The sequence below is a fragment of the Rahnella sp. BIGb0236 genome (assembly GCF_004364755.1).
Taxonomy (GTDB): domain Bacteria; phylum Pseudomonadota; class Gammaproteobacteria; order Enterobacterales; family Enterobacteriaceae; genus Rahnella; species Rahnella victoriana.
Genome location: NZ_SOAO01000014.1, coordinates 100,635 through 116,943, shown reverse-complemented (window position 1 = coordinate 116,943; position 16,309 = coordinate 100,635). Strand labels below are relative to the sequence as shown.

The 16,309-nt window shown below is 55.8% G+C and carries 13 protein-coding genes; all 13 read right to left on the bottom strand.

The window, feature by feature from the left end; translation table 11 throughout:
• Positions 1–3 precede the first annotated feature (3 nt).
• Positions 4–528, bottom strand: a complete 525-nt coding sequence (locus EDF78_RS21780; RefSeq protein WP_243839473.1) for a hypothetical protein — start codon at positions 526–528, stop codon at positions 4–6.
• A gap of 270 nt (positions 529–798) precedes the next feature.
• Entirely contained in the window at positions 799–1,710 is a 912-nt protein-coding gene (locus EDF78_RS21775) for a D-amino-acid transaminase (protein ID WP_133823884.1), read from the bottom strand.
• A gap of 168 nt (positions 1,711–1,878) precedes the next feature.
• Positions 1,879–2,118 (bottom strand): hypothetical protein, encoded by a 240-nt coding sequence (locus EDF78_RS21770; RefSeq protein ID WP_095922189.1) that lies wholly within the window; start codon positions 2,116–2,118, stop codon positions 1,879–1,881.
• A 96-nt stretch (positions 2,119–2,214) separates the two neighbouring features.
• Complete coding sequence (gene narI, locus EDF78_RS21765) at positions 2,215–2,895, bottom strand: respiratory nitrate reductase subunit gamma (RefSeq protein WP_095922190.1); 681 nt, start codon at positions 2,893–2,895, stop codon at positions 2,215–2,217.
• Positions 2,892–3,614: a nitrate reductase molybdenum cofactor assembly chaperone gene (gene narJ / locus EDF78_RS21760; RefSeq protein ID WP_133823883.1), complete on the bottom strand. Its 723-nt coding sequence runs from the start codon at positions 3,612–3,614 to the stop codon at positions 2,892–2,894. The genes narI and narJ overlap by 4 nt, the downstream gene beginning before the upstream one ends.
• On the bottom strand, positions 3,614–5,149 hold the full coding sequence (narH, locus tag EDF78_RS21755) for a nitrate reductase subunit beta (protein WP_119824969.1): 1,536 nt from the start codon (positions 5,147–5,149) through the stop codon (positions 3,614–3,616). Before narH ends, narJ begins: the two co-directional genes overlap by 1 nt.
• Complete coding sequence (locus EDF78_RS21750; RefSeq protein WP_095922193.1) at positions 5,146–8,910, bottom strand: nitrate reductase subunit alpha; 3,765 nt, start codon at positions 8,908–8,910, stop codon at positions 5,146–5,148. Before EDF78_RS21750 ends, narH begins: the two co-directional genes overlap by 4 nt.
• A gap of 445 nt (positions 8,911–9,355) precedes the next feature.
• A complete protein-coding gene (locus tag EDF78_RS21745; RefSeq protein ID WP_095922194.1) occupies positions 9,356–11,059 on the bottom strand; it encodes a chloride channel protein in 1,704 nt (567 codons plus the stop codon).
• Between the two features lie 41 nt (positions 11,060–11,100).
• Positions 11,101–11,622, bottom strand: coding sequence for a GNAT family N-acetyltransferase (locus EDF78_RS21740; protein ID WP_165497993.1), 522 nt, complete (start codon positions 11,620–11,622; stop codon positions 11,101–11,103).
• Positions 11,623–12,025: 403 nt separating this feature from the next.
• Positions 12,026–13,603 (bottom strand): ABC transporter substrate-binding protein, encoded by a 1,578-nt coding sequence (locus EDF78_RS21730; RefSeq protein ID WP_133823882.1) that lies wholly within the window; start codon positions 13,601–13,603, stop codon positions 12,026–12,028.
• Between the two features lie 294 nt (positions 13,604–13,897).
• Positions 13,898–14,575 carry an ATP-binding cassette domain-containing protein gene (locus EDF78_RS21725; protein ID WP_095922197.1) on the bottom strand — a complete coding sequence of 226 codons (678 nt, stop codon included), beginning with the start codon at positions 14,573–14,575 and terminating at the stop codon, positions 13,898–13,900.
• A complete protein-coding gene (locus EDF78_RS21720; RefSeq protein WP_095922198.1) occupies positions 14,568–15,437 on the bottom strand; it encodes an ABC transporter ATP-binding protein in 870 nt (289 codons plus the stop codon). Before EDF78_RS21720 ends, EDF78_RS21725 begins: the two co-directional genes overlap by 8 nt.
• Positions 15,427–16,305, bottom strand: coding sequence for an ABC transporter permease (locus tag EDF78_RS21715; protein WP_095922199.1), 879 nt, complete (start codon positions 16,303–16,305; stop codon positions 15,427–15,429). Before EDF78_RS21715 ends, EDF78_RS21720 begins: the two co-directional genes overlap by 11 nt.
• Between the last annotated feature and the right edge of the window lie 4 nt (positions 16,306–16,309).

Genomic DNA, 16,309 nt, shown 5'->3' with positions numbered 1-16,309 from the left:
TTATTATTGTTGCGATGTGCCTGAGCCATTTTTTAATACCCGTTCATACGTCAGCATTGACTGCATAATCACGGAAACCTGTTTACGCTGAATAGCGATATACGCCGGAGAATCCTGTTGCGAACAATGCTGCCTTTTATATTTAATCTGATAGAAGATATTTCTCAGGCCGAATATCTGCTGGTCAATCGCGGGATTGTTATTTAAGGCTTTAGTGCGTGATTCAATCAGCGCCAGATCGGTTTCCGCGGAATTAAAGAACTGACTGTCGGGTGCAGAAAGGGAAGAAATCAGTGAAAGCGTTTGCCCTGCCGCCACGGGCGCAGCCTGGCAGGCAACAACCGGCGCGGCGGGCTGCGCATCGTCAGTCATTGCCTGCGCCGTCCAGGTCACAAATTGCCGGTCAGCTTTCATTTCGAAATCGGTAATCTGATTATCTAACGTCGCGTCGTACTGATGGGTGGAACACCCGCTTATTGTCATCACGACAATCACTATCGCGACGCTGAATTTAATGATTGATTTCAAAATGCCTCTCCTGTGATGAATTCCGAAGGTGGGCATTATTCCATTGCCCCTGCCTTCAAAAAATTAGTCACAAGAAAGAAACGGCGCCATCAACCGGTAAATCATTTTCAATAAATGAGGGGGTCATTTTTATCATTGAAATAAAAAAGCGATGAGAGATTATTTTCAGGTTAAAAACGTTCACTCCCTCCCCTGCGAAGGGGAGGGTTGGGGTGGGGTATTAACGTCAACATCAAAAAGTAAAAGTGCGCTTTAACTAGGTGTTAGCCATTAAAACCCCCTCCCATCCTCCCCCTTCGCAGGGGGAGGAGCCGTCTTCCCTTGGCTCGCTGCCTCAACCGCCATCTGCACATAAATCTCCCGCAGTTTCGCGGCTACTCCCCCCGGTTTTCCCTCTCCGACCGGCTTGCCGTCAAGCGAAATCACTGGCCAGATAAAGGTCGTGGCGGAGCTGATAAATATCTCGCTAGCGTTCTGCGCTTCTTCCAGCGTGAACGGACGCTCCTCGAAACGGATACCATGCTGCTTCGCCAGTTCCAGCAGCGCCTGACGGGTGATGCCGTGCAGAATGTGGGTGCTCAGCGGACGGGTGATCAGCGTGCCGTCGGCGTCGACAATCCAGGCGTTGCTGGAACTGGCCTCGGTGATCAGGCCGTTTTCAGTCAGTAAGGCGTCGTCGGCGTCATGCTGATGGGCGTACTCTTTCGCCAGACAAGGTGCCAGCAGGCCGACGGTTTTGATGTCGCGACGCTGCCAGCGGATATCCTCAACAGAAACCATGCGGATGCCGCTTTTCGCTTTCGGATGGTCAATCAGCGCACGCGCCTGCGTAAACATCAGAAAAGTCGGCGTGACGCTTTCACCGGGGAAATCAAAGTCACGATCGCCGCTGTTGCCACGGGTGATTTGCAGATAAACCGCCCCTTCCACCAGATTGTTTTCTGCAATCAGCCGGTTTTGCAGGATCTCAATGTCACTCAGCGCACAAGGCAGACGCAGTCTCAGTGCCTGACAGGAACGCGCAAGGCGGGCCAGATGCGCCGCGTTATCGAGCAGACGACCGTTCAGCACGGCGCTGACTTCATACACCGCATCAGCAAACAAAAAACCGCGATCAAATACCGACACCTTCGCGTCATGCTCGGCAACAAACTCCCCGTTGAGGTATACCGTTCTGGTCATGTTATTTTTCCTGGCCGACGTTGATTAGGATTTTTATTAGCTGTATTCAATACCAGAAAATAAATTGCGTGAAAACTGAGCGCCGGATGTTGATGCAACGCAGGTTTCGGCGATTCAGGGCGTAAAAAAAGCGCCCGGTTGAGCGCTGTTTCAGGGGAAGACCAAAGATCAGAGTTCGCCTTTTTTCTTTTTGTTGCGGATCACTAACCAGCTGATCAGCGCCATCACGCAGCCGATGAAGATAAACCAGATACCCAGCATCAGTTGCGGAGCCATTTCTCCCGGCGGGGTTTCCGGGCTGCCGACCACTAAACCGTGGATCGCGGCAACAATGCCGATAACCAGTAAAATCAGGCTGTTGCGTAATAAACGGCGGGCTACGGTCATGGGTTGTCTTGGGGTGGCCATCAGAAGCGTCCTTGAGCAATAAAATAAAGATAAGGGCGCATAATAGCGCCCTTCTTTTTTATGTCAAAATCGTCAGTTCACAATCGTGAAGGTCAATCAGCGACGATTACGCACCAGCTGATAGCGGCGGGTGAGATATTCCACCGGCGCGCTCCAGATATGCACCAGACGGCAGAACGGGAACAGCAGGAATAAGGTCATCCCCAGCACCAGATGCACGCGGAAAATAAACGCCACGCCATCAAGATGCGCCGCTGCGCCGCCACGGAAGGTCACCACCGATTGCGCCCAGCCGACCAGTTTCATCATTTCGCTGCCGTCCATATGCTGCGCGGAGAACGGAATGGTGCTCAGCCCCAGCGCACATTGTACCACCAGCAGAATGATGATCATGATGTCACCAAAACTGGAGGTTGCCCGCACGCGTTCGTTGCTCAGACGACGCCACACCAGCATACCGCCGCCGATCAGGGTCATCACGCCGCAGGCACCGCCCGCCCACATTGCCATTTGCTGTTTCACCGGCACCGGCAGGAAGGATTCGTACATCCAGTGCGGCGTCAGCATCCCGAAGGCGTGACCGGCAATGATGCCGAGTATGCCGACGTGGAACAGTGGCGACGCGATGCGCAGCGTTTTTTTCTCCAGTAACTGACTGGAGCCAGCACGCCAGCTGTACTGACCGTAGTCATACCGCAGCCAGCTGCCGACCAGAAATACCGTGCCGCACAGGTACGGATAGATATTAAAGAAGAAGTTGTTGAGGAAGTCGGTCATTTGCGTGGTTCCCCCGCAGGCGTTTCATCAAGGTTCAGATACTGTGGTGCGACCGCACCGGCGAAGCGTTTCTGGTGCGCGGCTTCCTCGCCTGACGCACAGCTTTGCTCGCCGAGGAACGTGATTTGTTCCTCTTCCCAGACCGCATCCAGCGCGGCGGGCGTGTCGTCACGGGCTTCCTGTTTGATCCCTTCGCGCACCGTTTCGGTGGCGATATCACTGCCGGACAGCGCCAGCAGCAGATCGAACAGTTCGGCATACTGGCTGTCGCGTTCCTGCATACGGGCGCTGAGTAACGCCAGTATCGGCGCGATATCACGCAGCCCTTCCCGCGCCTGATTTTCATCACGCGTGGTCAGGTATTCCAGATACAGCGGCAGGTAATCCGGCAGCTCGCGGCTGTCGATTTCCAGCCCGGCGTCGCGGTATTGCCCCATCAGATCCACCATCGCCTGACCACGGTCACGGGATTCACCGTGGACGTGTTCGAACAACAGCAATGACGTCGCACGGCCACGGTCGAACAAACCGGTGTAGGCCGACTGCACATCCAGCAGATCCTGTTTGCAGAAATCGGTGATGTACAGCGCCAGATCAAGGCGCTGCTCCTCAGTCAGTTCCGGGGATTCTGTTACCGCTTCCAGCAGTTCCAGCTTGTGTTCCCACAGTTCGTCGGACGGATAATCCAGCAGCAAACCTATCAGTCGTAAACTGTTCATCAGCTGTTCCTTTCGGTTTTCGCGCCGATGTCGATGGCATCGATGCGTTTACTGTTGAACAGGTTGAATTTGCTGTCGCTGCCATGACAACCGTCACCGAAGCTGAAACCACAGCCTTTGGCTTCCGGGAAGGCTTCACGCGCCTGTTCACGATGGCTTGATGGCACCACGAAACGGTCTTCGTAGTTGGCAATCGCCAGATAACGGTACATTTCTTCCGCCTGCGCCGCAGACAATCCGACCTGTTCCAGCGCGCTGGTGTCCGTGACACCTTCGACCGTTTCAGCACGTTTGAAATGACGCATCGCCAGCATGCGTTTCAGCGCACGCAGCACCGGCGCGGTGTCGCCCGCCGTCAGCAGGTTCGCCAGATATTCCACCGGAATACGCAGGCTTTCGACGTCCGGCAGCACGCCGCTGTGCGGCAACGCACCGGCATCGGCGGCAGACTGAATCGGAGACAGCGGCGGCACGTACCAGACCATCGGCAGCGTGCGGTATTCAGGATGCAGCGGCAGCGCCAGCTTCCATTCAATCGCCATTTTGTAGACCGGCGACTGACGTGCGGCGTCCATTACCGACAGCGGAATGCCGTCTTTTTCGGCCTGCGCGATCACTTCAGGATCGTTCGGATCGAGGAAGATGCTCATCTGGCTTTCGTACAGATCTTTCTCGTTCTCCACTGACGCGGCTTCGGCGATACGGTCGGCGTCATACAACACCACGCCAAGGTAACGGATACGGCCGACGCAGGTTTCGGAACAGACCGTTGGCTGGCCGGCTTCGATGCGCGGATAACAGAAAATACATTTTTCTGATTTGCCGCTTTTCCAGTTGAAGTAGATTTTTTTGTACGGGCAACCGGTCAGGCACATGCGCCAGCCACGACATTTGTCCTGGTCGATCAGCACGATACCGTCTTCGCCACGTTTGTAGATCGCCCCGCTCGGACAGGTCGCCACACACGCCGGATTCAGACAGTGTTCGCACAGACGCGGCAGGTAGGCCATAAAGGTATTTTCGAACTCGCCGTACATTTCTTTCTGCATGTTGGCAAAGTTCTGATCGGCAGAACGTTTGCTGAACTCAGTGCCCAGATCGTCTTCCCAGTTCGGGCCGCCGGTAATTTTCTTCATGCGTTTGCCGGTCAGCAGCGAGCGCGGACGCGCCACCGGCTGATGTTTACCGTCTTTCGCGGTGTGCAGATGCTGATAATCAAAATCAAACGGTTCGTAGTAATCATCGATTTCCGGCATATGCGGGTTGGCGAAGATTTTATGCAGCAGGTTGGCTTTGTTGCCCATACGCGGCTGCAGTTTGCCGTTGATTTTGCGGATCCAGCCGCCCTTCCATTTTTGCTGATTTTCCCAGTCATGCGGATAACCCAGACCCGGTTTGGTTTCCACGTTATTGAACCACGCGTATTCCATCCCTTCGCGGCTGGTCCAGACGTTTTTACAGGTCACGGAACAGGTGTGGCAGCCAATGCATTTGTCGAGATTCAGCACCATGCCGACTTGTGAACGAATTTTCATTTGGCTTTCTCCTGTTGCACGGCGTCCTGCACGTAGTCATTGCCTTCATCGTCTAACCAGTCGATGCGGTTCATTTTGCGCACAATCACGAATTCATCGCGGTTAGAACCGACCGTGCCGTAGTAGTTGAAACCGTATGCCAGCTGCGCATAGCCGCCGATCATATGAGTCGGTTTCGGGCAAACGCGGGTAACGGAGTTGTGGATCCCGCCGCGCTGCTGGCTGATTTCCGAACCCGGAATATTCACGATGCGTTCCTGCGCGTGATACATCATGGTCATCCCCGCCGGTACGCGCTGGCTGACCACCGCACGGGCGCTCAGCGAGCCGTTGGCGTTGAACGCTTCGATCCAGTCGTTATCCTCGATACCCAGTTTTGTCGCATCGTCTTCACTCAGCCAGACAATCGGGCCGCCGCGACCTAAGGTCAGCATCAGCAGGTTGTCGCTGTAGGTGGAGTGAATGCCCCATTTCTGGTGCGGCGTCAGGAAGTTCAGCGCCATTTCCGGGTTACCGTTCGGTTTCGCGTTCAGCAACGGCTGCGCCGCGCGGGTGTCGATTGGCGGACGGTATACCAGCAGGCTTTCACCGAACGCACGCATCCACGCGTGATCCTGATAAATCTGCTGACGGCCGGACAGCGTGCGCCACGGGATCAGCTCATGCACGTTGGTGTAACAGGCGTTGTAAGAAACGTGTTCATCTTCCAGGCCAGACCACGTCGGGCTGGAGATGATTTTGCGCGGCTGCGCCTGAATATCGCGGAAGCGGATTTTCTCGTCTTCTTTATTCAGCGCCAGATGCGTGTGGTCGCGGCCGGTATTCTGGCTCAGCGCCGCCCAGGCTTTCACCGCCACCTGACCGTTGGTTTCCGGTGCCAGCGTCAAGATGACTTCTGCCGCATCAATGGCGGTGTTGATCATCGGCTGGCCTTTCGCCGTACCGTCCGGTTTGGTGTAGTTGAGTTTTTTCAGCAAACCGACTTCGCTGTCGGTATTCCAGCTGATGCCTTTGCCGCCGTTACCGAGTTTTTCCAGCAACGGACCGACTGAGGTGAAACGTTCGTAAGTATTCGGATAATCGCGTTCAACCGCCATCAGATGCGGTGCGGTACGCCCCGGGATCAGCTCGCATTCGCCTTTTTTCCAGTCTTCCACGCCAAACGGCTGTGCCAGTTCAGCGGCGGAATCGTGCTGGATCGGCAAGGTCACCATGTCGGTTTCCACACCCAGATGGCCGACGCAGACACGGGAGAATTCTTTGGCGATGCCTTTGTAGATTTCCCAGTCGCTTTTCGAATCCCAGGCCGGATCAACGGCCGCTGACAGCGGATGAATAAACGGATGCATGTCCGAGGTATTCATGTCGTCTTTTTCGTACCAGGTCGCGGTCGGCAGAACGATGTCGGAATACAGACAGGTGCTGGACATACGGAAATCCAGCGTGACCACCAGATCCAGTTTGCCTTCGCCGCCCTGCGCCTGCCATTCGACTTCTTCCGGCATCACGCCGCCCTGAATGCCTAAATCCTCTCCCTGAATACCGTGTTCGGTACCCAGCAGATATTTCAGCATGTACTCGTGGCCTTTACCGGAAGAACCCAGCAGGTTAGAGCGCCAGACAAACAGGTTACGCGGGAAGTTCTGCGGATTATCCGGCTGTTCAGCGGCGAACCGCACACTGCCGTCTTTCAGGGCAGCGACGGTGAAATCTGCCGGAGAAACACCGGCGGCTTTCGCCTGTTGCGCGATATGCAGCGGGTTCACGTTGAGCTGCGGCGCAGACGGCAGCCAGCCCATACGCTCGGCGCGCACGTTGTAGTCAATCATGCTGCCGGTGAATTTGGATTTATCCGCCAGCGGCGACAACAGTTCCTGCGGTGCGACGGTTTCGTAACGCCACTGGCTGGAATGGTTGTAGAAGAACGAGGTGCTGTTCATCTGGCGCGGCGGACGCTGCCAGTCAAGACCAAAGGCCAGCGGCTGCCAGCCGGTTTGCGGACGCAGTTTTTCCTGCCCGACGTAGTGTGCCCAGCCGCCACCGCTCTGACCCACGCAACCGCAGAAGATCAGCATGTTGATCAGACCCCGGTAGTTCATGTCGAGGTGATACCAGTGGTTCATCCCGGCACCGACGATGATCATCGAACGGCCATGGGTTTTGTTGGCGTTATCGGCAAATTCATGAGCGATACGCACGATGTTCTGCTGAGACACGCCGGTGATTTTTTCGGCCCAGGCTGGCGTATAGGCTTTGATTTCGTCATAGCGTTGCGCGCAGTTTTCATCATTCAGACCGCGCTCAATGCCGTAGTTTGCCAGCGTCAGGTCGTACACGCTGGCGACCAGACCGGTGCTGCCATCCGCCAGTTGCAGGCGTTTGACCGGCAGTTTGTGCATCAGGATTTCATCCAGCGCGACGCTGTTGAAATGCTCGCTGACCGCGCCGCCAAAGTACGGATAACCGACGTTCACCACTTCATCGTGATTATCCAGCAGGCTCAGTTGCAGGCTGACGTCTTTGTGGTCTTTGCCCTCGCGGGATTCCAGATTCCACTGGCCTTTTTCACCCCAGCGGTAACCAATCGAGCCTAACGGCGACACCAGTTCTCCGGTATTTTCGTCAAAGGCGATGGTTTTCCACTGCGGGTTATTTTCCTGACCAAGATTGTCCACCAGATCAGACGCACGCAGCATACGGCCTGCGGCATATGAACCGTCTTCGCGTGGTTCGAGCATCACCAGCATCGGCATGTCGGTATAGCGACGCACGTAATCGGTAAAGTACTGGCTCGGATTATCGATATGGAAGGATTTGAGGATCACATGGCCCATGGCCAGCGCCAGCGCGCTGTCGGTGCCTTGTTTCGGCGCCAGCCACTGATCGCAAATCTTGGCGATTTCGGCGTAATCCGGCGTAATGGCGACGGTTTTGGTGCCTTTGTAACGCACTTCAGTGAAGAAGTGGGCGTCCGGCGTACGGGTCTGCGGAACGTTGGAACCCCAGGCGATAATATAAGAAGAGTTGTACCAGTCAGCCGATTCCGGCACGTCGGTCTGCTCGCCCCAGGTTTGCGGAGAAGCCGGTGGCAAATCGCAATACCAGTCGTAGAAGCTCAGACACACACCGCCGATCAGCGACAGATAACGTGCGCCGGAGGCATAAGACACCATCGACATGGCCGGGATCGGCGAGAAGCCGATAATGCGATCCGGGCCGAAGGTTTTGGCGGTATAGACGTTGGATGCCGCAATCAGCTCATTCACTTCCTGCCAGCTTGAACGCACAAAACCACCGCGACCGCGTGCCGCTTTGTATTCTTTGGCTTTTTCCGGCTGGCTGACAATCGAGCCCCAGGCATCGACCGGATCGCTGTGTTTCAGTTTGGCCTCGCGCCATAACTGGATCAGCTTTTTGCGCATCAGCGGATATTTCAGGCGGTTTGCACTGTAGAGATACCAGGAATAGCTGGCACCCCGCGGGCAGCCGCGCGGCTCGTGGTTCGGCAAATCCGGACGGGTGCGCGGATAATCAGTCTGCTGGGTTTCCCAGGTGACCAGACCGTTTTTGACATAAATCTTCCAGCTACAGGAACCGGTGCAGTTCACACCGTGCGTGGAACGGACCACTTTGTCGTGCTGCCAGCGGCTGCGATAGCCGTCTTCCCAGTCACGATTGGTATTCAGCGTCTGGCCATGGCCGTCAGCGAAGGGTTCAGCTAGCTGTTTGAAATAGCGAAACCGGTCAAGAAACTTGCTCATCCGGGACTCTCCTGTGCAAAGGCTTATTTGCGCTTTGTCATTATGTGAATGGCGGGGAATACAACTTCATTGCTCGTACCCGAAGTAATTGGAATTGCAGCAAGGCAGCAAACGAAGGAATCCCGATGAGCTGACACAAGTCAGTGATTCGGGTGACTGAGTGCTGCTAACGCTGCTGCTATTTCAAGTACAAAGGGGAAATTGGCCTCAGGGTATGCACGCGCGGGACCGCCCTACTTGATTGCGATCAAGGCCGCCTCGTCGTGTATTTATTTACATAACGCCAGATACCCCCAAAGAGGTATCCGCAGGGGAGTCGTCATCTTATTGATTTACAGGATGTAATTTAAAAACAGGCAAGCCCTTTGATGCAGGACGGAAGGATATGGAAAATGAGGGGTATTTCAGAAAGCAGCCGGTTTCCATTGAGCAAACCGGCGATTAATCAGAGGAAGTCTTTGGCTTTGTTCAGCAGCGCCGCTTTGGTGATCACACCCAGTAACCGGCGTGATTCAGCGTTTTCCAGCACCGGCAAACGTTCGAGCGGGGAATGACTGAACATTGCCCACGCCTGCTCATAACTGGCCTGCTGGAAAATGGTGGTGAATTCCTGCTCGATAAACGGGTCGATCGGGCTGTCTGATTTCACGCTGCCATCAATAAGACCGGCAGCCACCACGTTGGTCGGCACCACGCCGAGAAAACGTTCTTCCCGGTCGACCACATAGACATAACGCGTGCGTTGTTTCAGCCCTTCGCTGACCACTTCCGACAGCGAAGCATCGACATACATTTTCGAACAGGGCGAAATCAGCGACGCCACCGTGCTGTATTCAAAGGCATTTTTCGCCGCAAACCGCGCGTTATGCCGCGTCAGTACCGGATAGGTGCCGCCGACTTTCAGCCGTGATGCCACGACGTAAGAAATTGCCGTCGCCAGCATCAGCGGGAACAACAGCGAACTGTTGAGGGTCATTTCGAACGCCATCATGATCGACATCAGCGGCGCATGGCTGGTCGCCGCCAGCAGCGCACTCATGCCGATCGCCGCGTATAAACCGACCGGACCGGGATCGAACCCCAGCCATTGCAGGAAAGTACACACCAGCGCCCCGCCCGCCGCACCAATCAGTAACGAAGGCGTAAACAGCCCGCCGACGGCACCCGAACCGATGGTGATCGCCGTGGCGACAATTTTCAGGATCAGCAGCACCAGCAGTGACGTCTGTAAATTGCCGTTGTTGAGGATTAAATCGATCACTTCAAAACCGTTACCCAGCACCAGCGGCGAAATCATCGCCACCAGCCCGACACCCAGCCCGCCGAGACCAAGACGCAGCGCCGGGTGCGAAATGGGTTTCATCCACTGACGGACTTTATCGATAGACGAAATGAATAATGGCCCGAGGATCCCCGTCGCCACACCGATAATCAGCACGGTTAATATCGCGCCGGGAGACGGACTGAAAGACACCGAAGAATAAAGATATAGCGGCGCGTAATCGGTCAGCGACCGGACGGTCAGCACCGCCACCGATGCGGAGATAAACAGCGGGATCAGTCGCTGAACGGCGGTCACGCCGAAGGCGATTTCCGCCACAAACAGCGCACCGGCAAACGGGGCGTGATACACCGCCGCCAGCCCGCCCGCCGCCGCCATCGCGATAATATCGGACTGATGAACGCCCTTAAACCGCGAAAACCGCCCGAGCAGACTGCCGCTCAGCGCCGAAAGCTGCACCATCGCCCCTTCCCGACCAATTGAACCGCCGCTGGCAATACTGGCCAGCGAGGACAATCCGCGCAACACGGTGCTCACCACCGGAATGCCCGGCAAACGCTGATCGATAACATCGAGGTAATCCGGCATCTTGCCGTATTTGCTTTCGTGGCGCAGCGCCCACAGCAGAATGAAACCGGCAATCACCCCGCCTGTCGTGGTGATCAGCGGCCAGACAATTTTGGGATATTCATTGAAAGCGTTGGTGATGTCACTGCCGTCCGCGAACATCAGGCCGTTGACACCCGAAATCGCGCCGCGAAAAGCAATCGTCACCAGCGCGGCGACAATCCCCGCTGGAATGGCAATCAGCAGGTTAATCAGATCGCTCTTTTGCAGGGATTCAGTATTGAGGGCTTTCAGCGTCATAAGATCTCAGTAATGGAAACGGATTCGCAAAGGCAACAGTATCATTTTTCTAAATAATAAATGCAGTCGTCGTGATGTTCTCCGTTCAGCAGGTAGCCGCCTTTCAGCGTTTCGTGCAGGATGAAACCGTTCTTTTCCAGCAACCGGGCAGAACTGACATTCCCCGCCAGCACAGCGGCTTTAAGCCGGTGAATAACGCCGCTGCTTAATGCGAAATCACATAAGGCTTGCAGCGCTTCACCCGCGTAGCCTTTTCCTTGCGCGTAGGGTGCCAGCGTGTAGCCAATTTCCACTTTCGCCATATCGTCATCTTCGGCACGAAAACCGATATTTCCCTGTGGCTTGCCGGTTTCGCGGTCTCTGATAATGAACTCAGCCTGATGGCGGACGCCGGGAACAAAGCCCTGAAGACGTCGCGCAAATACCGCCCGGTTTTCTTCTTCCGTCATCATCGCTGACATGAATTTCATCAGTGTCTCATCCTGACGAAGCTGGAGAAAAAACGGCCAGTCATCTGACGTCACCGGCGTCAGGGTTAAGCGCGGCGTATTGAGTTCCATCATCAAATCCTTTCTTAAAATCAATGTTATATCGGTTATCACCTGCCCAAAACTCATCCTATTAAGGATTGAATGTAAAATCCAAAAATTTTCACTCTCCGCGCCGGCTGCGGTCAGCGCCATTACTGCGCGCCTTCCCGCATTTTTCTTACCTTTCACTGCCACATAAGCAGATTCTCTGGACAGCACCTCGTAACAACCAATGTCGATATCTGGGAAGTACGCAATAACCCGCGCCTGATGGATGACATCAGCAAAGTCGTCCATCTGAAAGATTTTCTGAAAAAGTCATGAAACAACAGGGGTCGCCTCGTCAATGGCGCGCTCAACATCTGGCTGAACGGTGAAACCCCGGGACCTGTGCCCCGGGGTCATTACCTGAGAACAACGGATGATAAGGCTTCCCTTATTCCTTACTCACCGTATCCAGATACAGCTGGCTGCCTGCCACATTCTGACTTGCGCCTTTCACGTTATCGCGGATTGCCACCAGCAACTTACTTTGCAGCGCCACCACGAACGGCGAGTTTTTCTGCAGTTCGCGCTGTAAATCAGCATACAGCGCCTTGCGTTTGGTTGGATCTGATTCTGCCGCCGCCGCACGGGTTTGCTTACTGATTTCCGGGATCACCCACTGAATACGCTGCGCCAGTGTTTTCGGGCCGTTCGGCACGTTATAGGCAAAGGTGCTGGCGTTCGTGTTTGGATCCAGATAATCCGCGCCCCAGTACGTGAAAATCGACTGGAATTTATGTGCACGCATACGGGTCAGCACGTCGCTTTCGACCAGCGGATGCACCACTAAATTGATATCGGCTTTAGCGAAACTGGCCTGCAATGCCTGCGCGATATCTGAATAAGGCGGCTGGTTAATCACAATCAAATCGATTTTGGTGCCCGGTGCGATGCCGCCTTTGCTGAGAATGGCTTTGGCTTTCGCGACGTCATATTTGAACGGCTGATCATCGATGGCTCCGGCTAATCCGTCGGGCAGGAAAGTCTGATGAATGCCGTACTGGCCTTTTAGCAGATCGGTAGAAATGCCCTGATAATCCACCAGCCAGCGGGCGGCTTCCCAGAGAGCCGGATTGGCCAGCGCCGGTTGGGTGGTGTCGCCGACGTTAAACGCCAGATAGAAGACTTTCGCGGCCGGGAATTGGGCGACGTGCACCCCCTTCTCTTTTTCCAGCGAACTGAACTGGTCTGCCCCTAAATCGTAGGCCACATCCGCATCACCGTTGAGTACCAGCAGACGGCGGGTGGACGGATCGCCGACATTCTTAAACAGCACATTTTCGAGTTTCGCCAGCGGCGTCGCATTCGGGTTACGCTTGAAAATCAACGCTTCATGAGGCACATAGTTACGGACTTCAAATGCGCCGCTGCCCGCCGAGCGCGAACGCAGCCAGCTGTTGCCGAAATCGTTCTGATCGACGTGTTCTTTCAGCAACTTGCTGTCGACAATGCCCGCCACCGGCGCGGATAAAATGCTCAGCACCAGACCGCTGCCGATGTCCGCAGGCCAGCTCAGCTGGACTTTATCATCCGCCAGTTTTTTCAGATTGCCGTCGACGTTTTCCGGCGTCCAGCCCAGTTCACCCAAAATAAACGACGGGCTTTTATTGAGTTTGACCACACGGGTAAAGGAGTAGATGACATCGTCGGCAGTCAGCGGATTGCCGCTGGCAAATTTCTGCCCCGGCTTGAGGGTGAAGATCAGGCTGTGCGCGTCCGGCCCCGGCTGCCAGCTGGCGGCAGCGTCCGGGTCGAGTTGATCAGGATGCTGGCGGTCAGAAACAACAAGCTGCTGATACAGGTTAACCAGATTACCGGAACTGACGGTTTCAAAGCTTTCAGCCGGATCCAGGCTGATAATGCCTTCAAGCGAACCGGCAACGACCAGCGTATCGGCCGGTGTCGCCGCATCCACACGGGTTGCCGCCATCATAAGCAGGAATAACAGGGAAGGAACACGTACTTTCATTGAGGTCGATCTCCACAGGTGAAAAGACAGTTTTTCCGAGTGTAGAGGTGCAGCGGCAAGGCCAGAACAATGAAATAAAGCTTTGTTATTTAATAAATTAGATTAAGGATTTTCCGGCTCCCTCCCCTGCGAAGGGCAGGGTTGGGGTGGGGTATTAAGGCAAAAACTGAAATCCTGGTGACCCTAGATTCAGCGTGGTCTGCTAAACCCCCTCCCCGCCTCCCCCTTCGCAGGGGGAGGAGCTAAAAGCAAAACCTACGAACATCACGGACAGCTCCCTCCCCTGCGAAGGAGCTAAGTCAGCACGTAACCCTTCGCCATATGCACTGCACGATCACACATATGATCGATCACATCGGCATCGTGACTGACCAGTATCATGGTCAGGTCGCTGCTGGCTTTCAGGTCGTTGAGAAGATTGAGAATTTCCGCCTGTACGGACATGTCGAGGGCCGACGTCGGCTCATCGAGCAACAGCAGTTTCGGTTTGAGCAATAACGCGCGGACGATCGCCACGCGCTGACGCTGTCCGCCGGAAAGCTGATGTGGATAGCGGTTCATCAGCGCCGGATCCAGCCCGACCTGACGGAACCCCTCTGCAATCTTCTGTTCGATGTCCTGCTCTTTGAGGATTTTCAGCGGCTCTGCCAGCGTGCGCACCAGCTTGTGTTTCGGATGCAGCGAGGCATACGGATCCTGAAAAACCATCTGCACATCGCGGCGCAGGCTGCCGGTAAAAGGCTTGCCGGGTTTCACCTGATGGTCGAGCAGTGTCAGGCTGCCGTCCCAGTGACCGTTCAGACCCGCCAGCACCCACAGCAGGGACGATTTTCCGCAACCGGACGGCCCGACCAGACCGAAGCATTCGCCTTTGTTGATGGTCAGATTGACGTTGTGCACCACCGTGCGGGTTTCATAGCCCTGACGGTGCGACACACTCAGTTGGTGCAGTTCAGCGACAATGTCACTCATGGCGCGGCTCCTGTGTTAAAGAGGCCAGCAGCGCGCGATCCAGCACCGGCAGACGTTCACCGTGGGTAAATTTACTCGGACGGCACGACCACAGCGTGTGGGTGTACGGATGTGTGGCGTTCGCCAGCTGATCGGCCGGCAGTTCATCCAGCAGTTCGCCTTTGTACATCACCAGCACCCGCTCGCAATAATGTGCGACCTGTTGCAGGTCATGGCTGATCAGGATCAGCCCCATATTGCGCTGCTCAACCAAACGCTCAATCAGCCCCAGCACCTGCTCGCGCATGTCGAAATCCAGTGCTGAAGTCGGTTCATCGGCAATCAGCCATTGCGGATCGTTAATCAGCGCAATCGCCAGCATCACGCGCTGCCCCATCCCGCCGGAAAGCTGGTGCGGATATTGCTGTTGCAGGAAAGCCGGATTCGGCAGGCCGACCGCATTCAGCATGTCGGTCACCTTTTCCTGACGCTCTTTGCGGCCAAGACGGGTGTGCAGACGCAGCGGCTCTTCCACCTGTTTGCCGATTTTTTGCGTCGGATTGAGCGCGTGTTTCGGATCCTGCATCACCATTGATACGCGGTTACCGCGCAGCTGGCTCCATTCGCGCTCTTTAAGCCGGGTCAGATCGTGATCGCCGAGTGTGAGCTGCGAAGCACGCAATTTGCACGGATGCGGTAGCAAGCCCATCAGCGCACGGGCGGTCAGGGATTTTCCGGAACCGGATTCACCGACCAGCGCCACGCGTTCCTGCCCGACGCTGAAGGAGAGGGATTTCACCAGCTCCAGCGGACGCTCGCCCGGCAGATAAATGGTCAGATCGTCTGCGACCAGTTTGTCGTGATGTGAAAAGTCAGTTGCCATGTCGTGGATCCATTTTGTCACGCAGGCCATCGCCCAGCAGGTTGAAAGCCAGGCTGGCGAAAAGGATCGCCCCGCCCGGTGCAGCGGCGACCCACCACTGATCGAAAATAACTTTGCTGCCTTCGGCAACCATCGAGCCCCATTCGGCGGTCGGTGGCTGGATCCCCATACCAAGGAAGCCGAGACCGGCAGAAGCCAGAATGATGCCACCGAGGCTGAGTGCCGCACGCACCACGGCGCTCGGCAGACACAACGGCAGAATATGGCCGAACATCAGACGCAATCCGCCAATGCCCTGCATCCGTGCCGCAGCCAGATAATCACTGCGGCGCAGCGCCAGCGTTTCCGCCCTCGCCTGTCGCGCAAACGGCGGCCAGCTGGTGAAAGCCAGCGCCAGTGCGCCGTTCATCAGGCCGGGGCCGAGAATAGCCACCAGCGCCAGCGCCATCACCAGACTCGGCAACGACATCACAATATCGGTCAGACGCATCACAATGCGCTCGTACCAGCCACCAATGTAACCGGCGCTGATGCCAATCAGCAGGCCAACCGGAATGGTCAGCACCAGGATCAGCGAGACCAGCAGCAGCGTCGGGCGCGCACCGTACACCACGCGCGAAAGCAAATCACGGCCAAAACCGTCAGTGCCCAGCCAGTGGGTGTCGGACGGCGGCAACAGACGCAGTTCGATATGCTGGATGTTCGGATCGAAAGGCGCCAGCCACGGCGCGAGCAGCGCGGTCAGCACCAGAATGGCGACCAGCACCAGCCCGACAGAAAACGCGGTGATGCGCCGGGTCGGTTTCCAGACGGAGGTTTCGGCTTCCGCTTCCACCTGCGTCGGTTGTTCAGGGATCATTTGTGTCATAAAA

Coding starts and splice junctions, on each gene's coding strand:
- EDF78_RS21725 (WP_095922197.1), bottom strand. CDS start 14,575: ATGAGTGACATTGTCGCTGAACTGCACCAACTGAGTGTGTCGCACCGT.
- EDF78_RS21715 (WP_095922199.1), bottom strand. CDS start 16,305: ATGACACAAATGATCCCTGAACAACCGACGCAGGTGGAAGCGGAAGCC.
- EDF78_RS21770 (WP_095922189.1), bottom strand. CDS start 2,118: ATGGCCACCCCAAGACAACCCATGACCGTAGCCCGCCGTTTATTACGC.
- narI (WP_095922190.1), bottom strand. CDS start 2,895: ATGACCGACTTCCTCAACAACTTCTTCTTTAATATCTATCCGTACCTG.
- EDF78_RS21745 (WP_095922194.1), bottom strand. CDS start 11,059: ATGACGCTGAAAGCCCTCAATACTGAATCCCTGCAAAAGAGCGATCTG.
- EDF78_RS21775 (WP_133823884.1), bottom strand. CDS start 1,710: ATGACCAGAACGGTATACCTCAACGGGGAGTTTGTTGCCGAGCATGAC.
- EDF78_RS21720 (WP_095922198.1), bottom strand. CDS start 15,437: ATGGCAACTGACTTTTCACATCACGACAAACTGGTCGCAGACGATCTG.
- narJ (WP_133823883.1), bottom strand. CDS start 3,614: ATGAACAGTTTACGACTGATAGGTTTGCTGCTGGATTATCCGTCCGAC.
- EDF78_RS21730 (WP_133823882.1), bottom strand. CDS start 13,603: ATGAAAGTACGTGTTCCTTCCCTGTTATTCCTGCTTATGATGGCGGCA.
- EDF78_RS21740 (WP_165497993.1), bottom strand. CDS start 11,622: ATGATGGAACTCAATACGCCGCGCTTAACCCTGACGCCGGTGACGTCA.
- narH (WP_119824969.1), bottom strand. CDS start 5,149: ATGAAAATTCGTTCACAAGTCGGCATGGTGCTGAATCTCGACAAATGC.
- EDF78_RS21750 (WP_095922193.1), bottom strand. CDS start 8,910: ATGAGCAAGTTTCTTGACCGGTTTCGCTATTTCAAACAGCTAGCTGAA.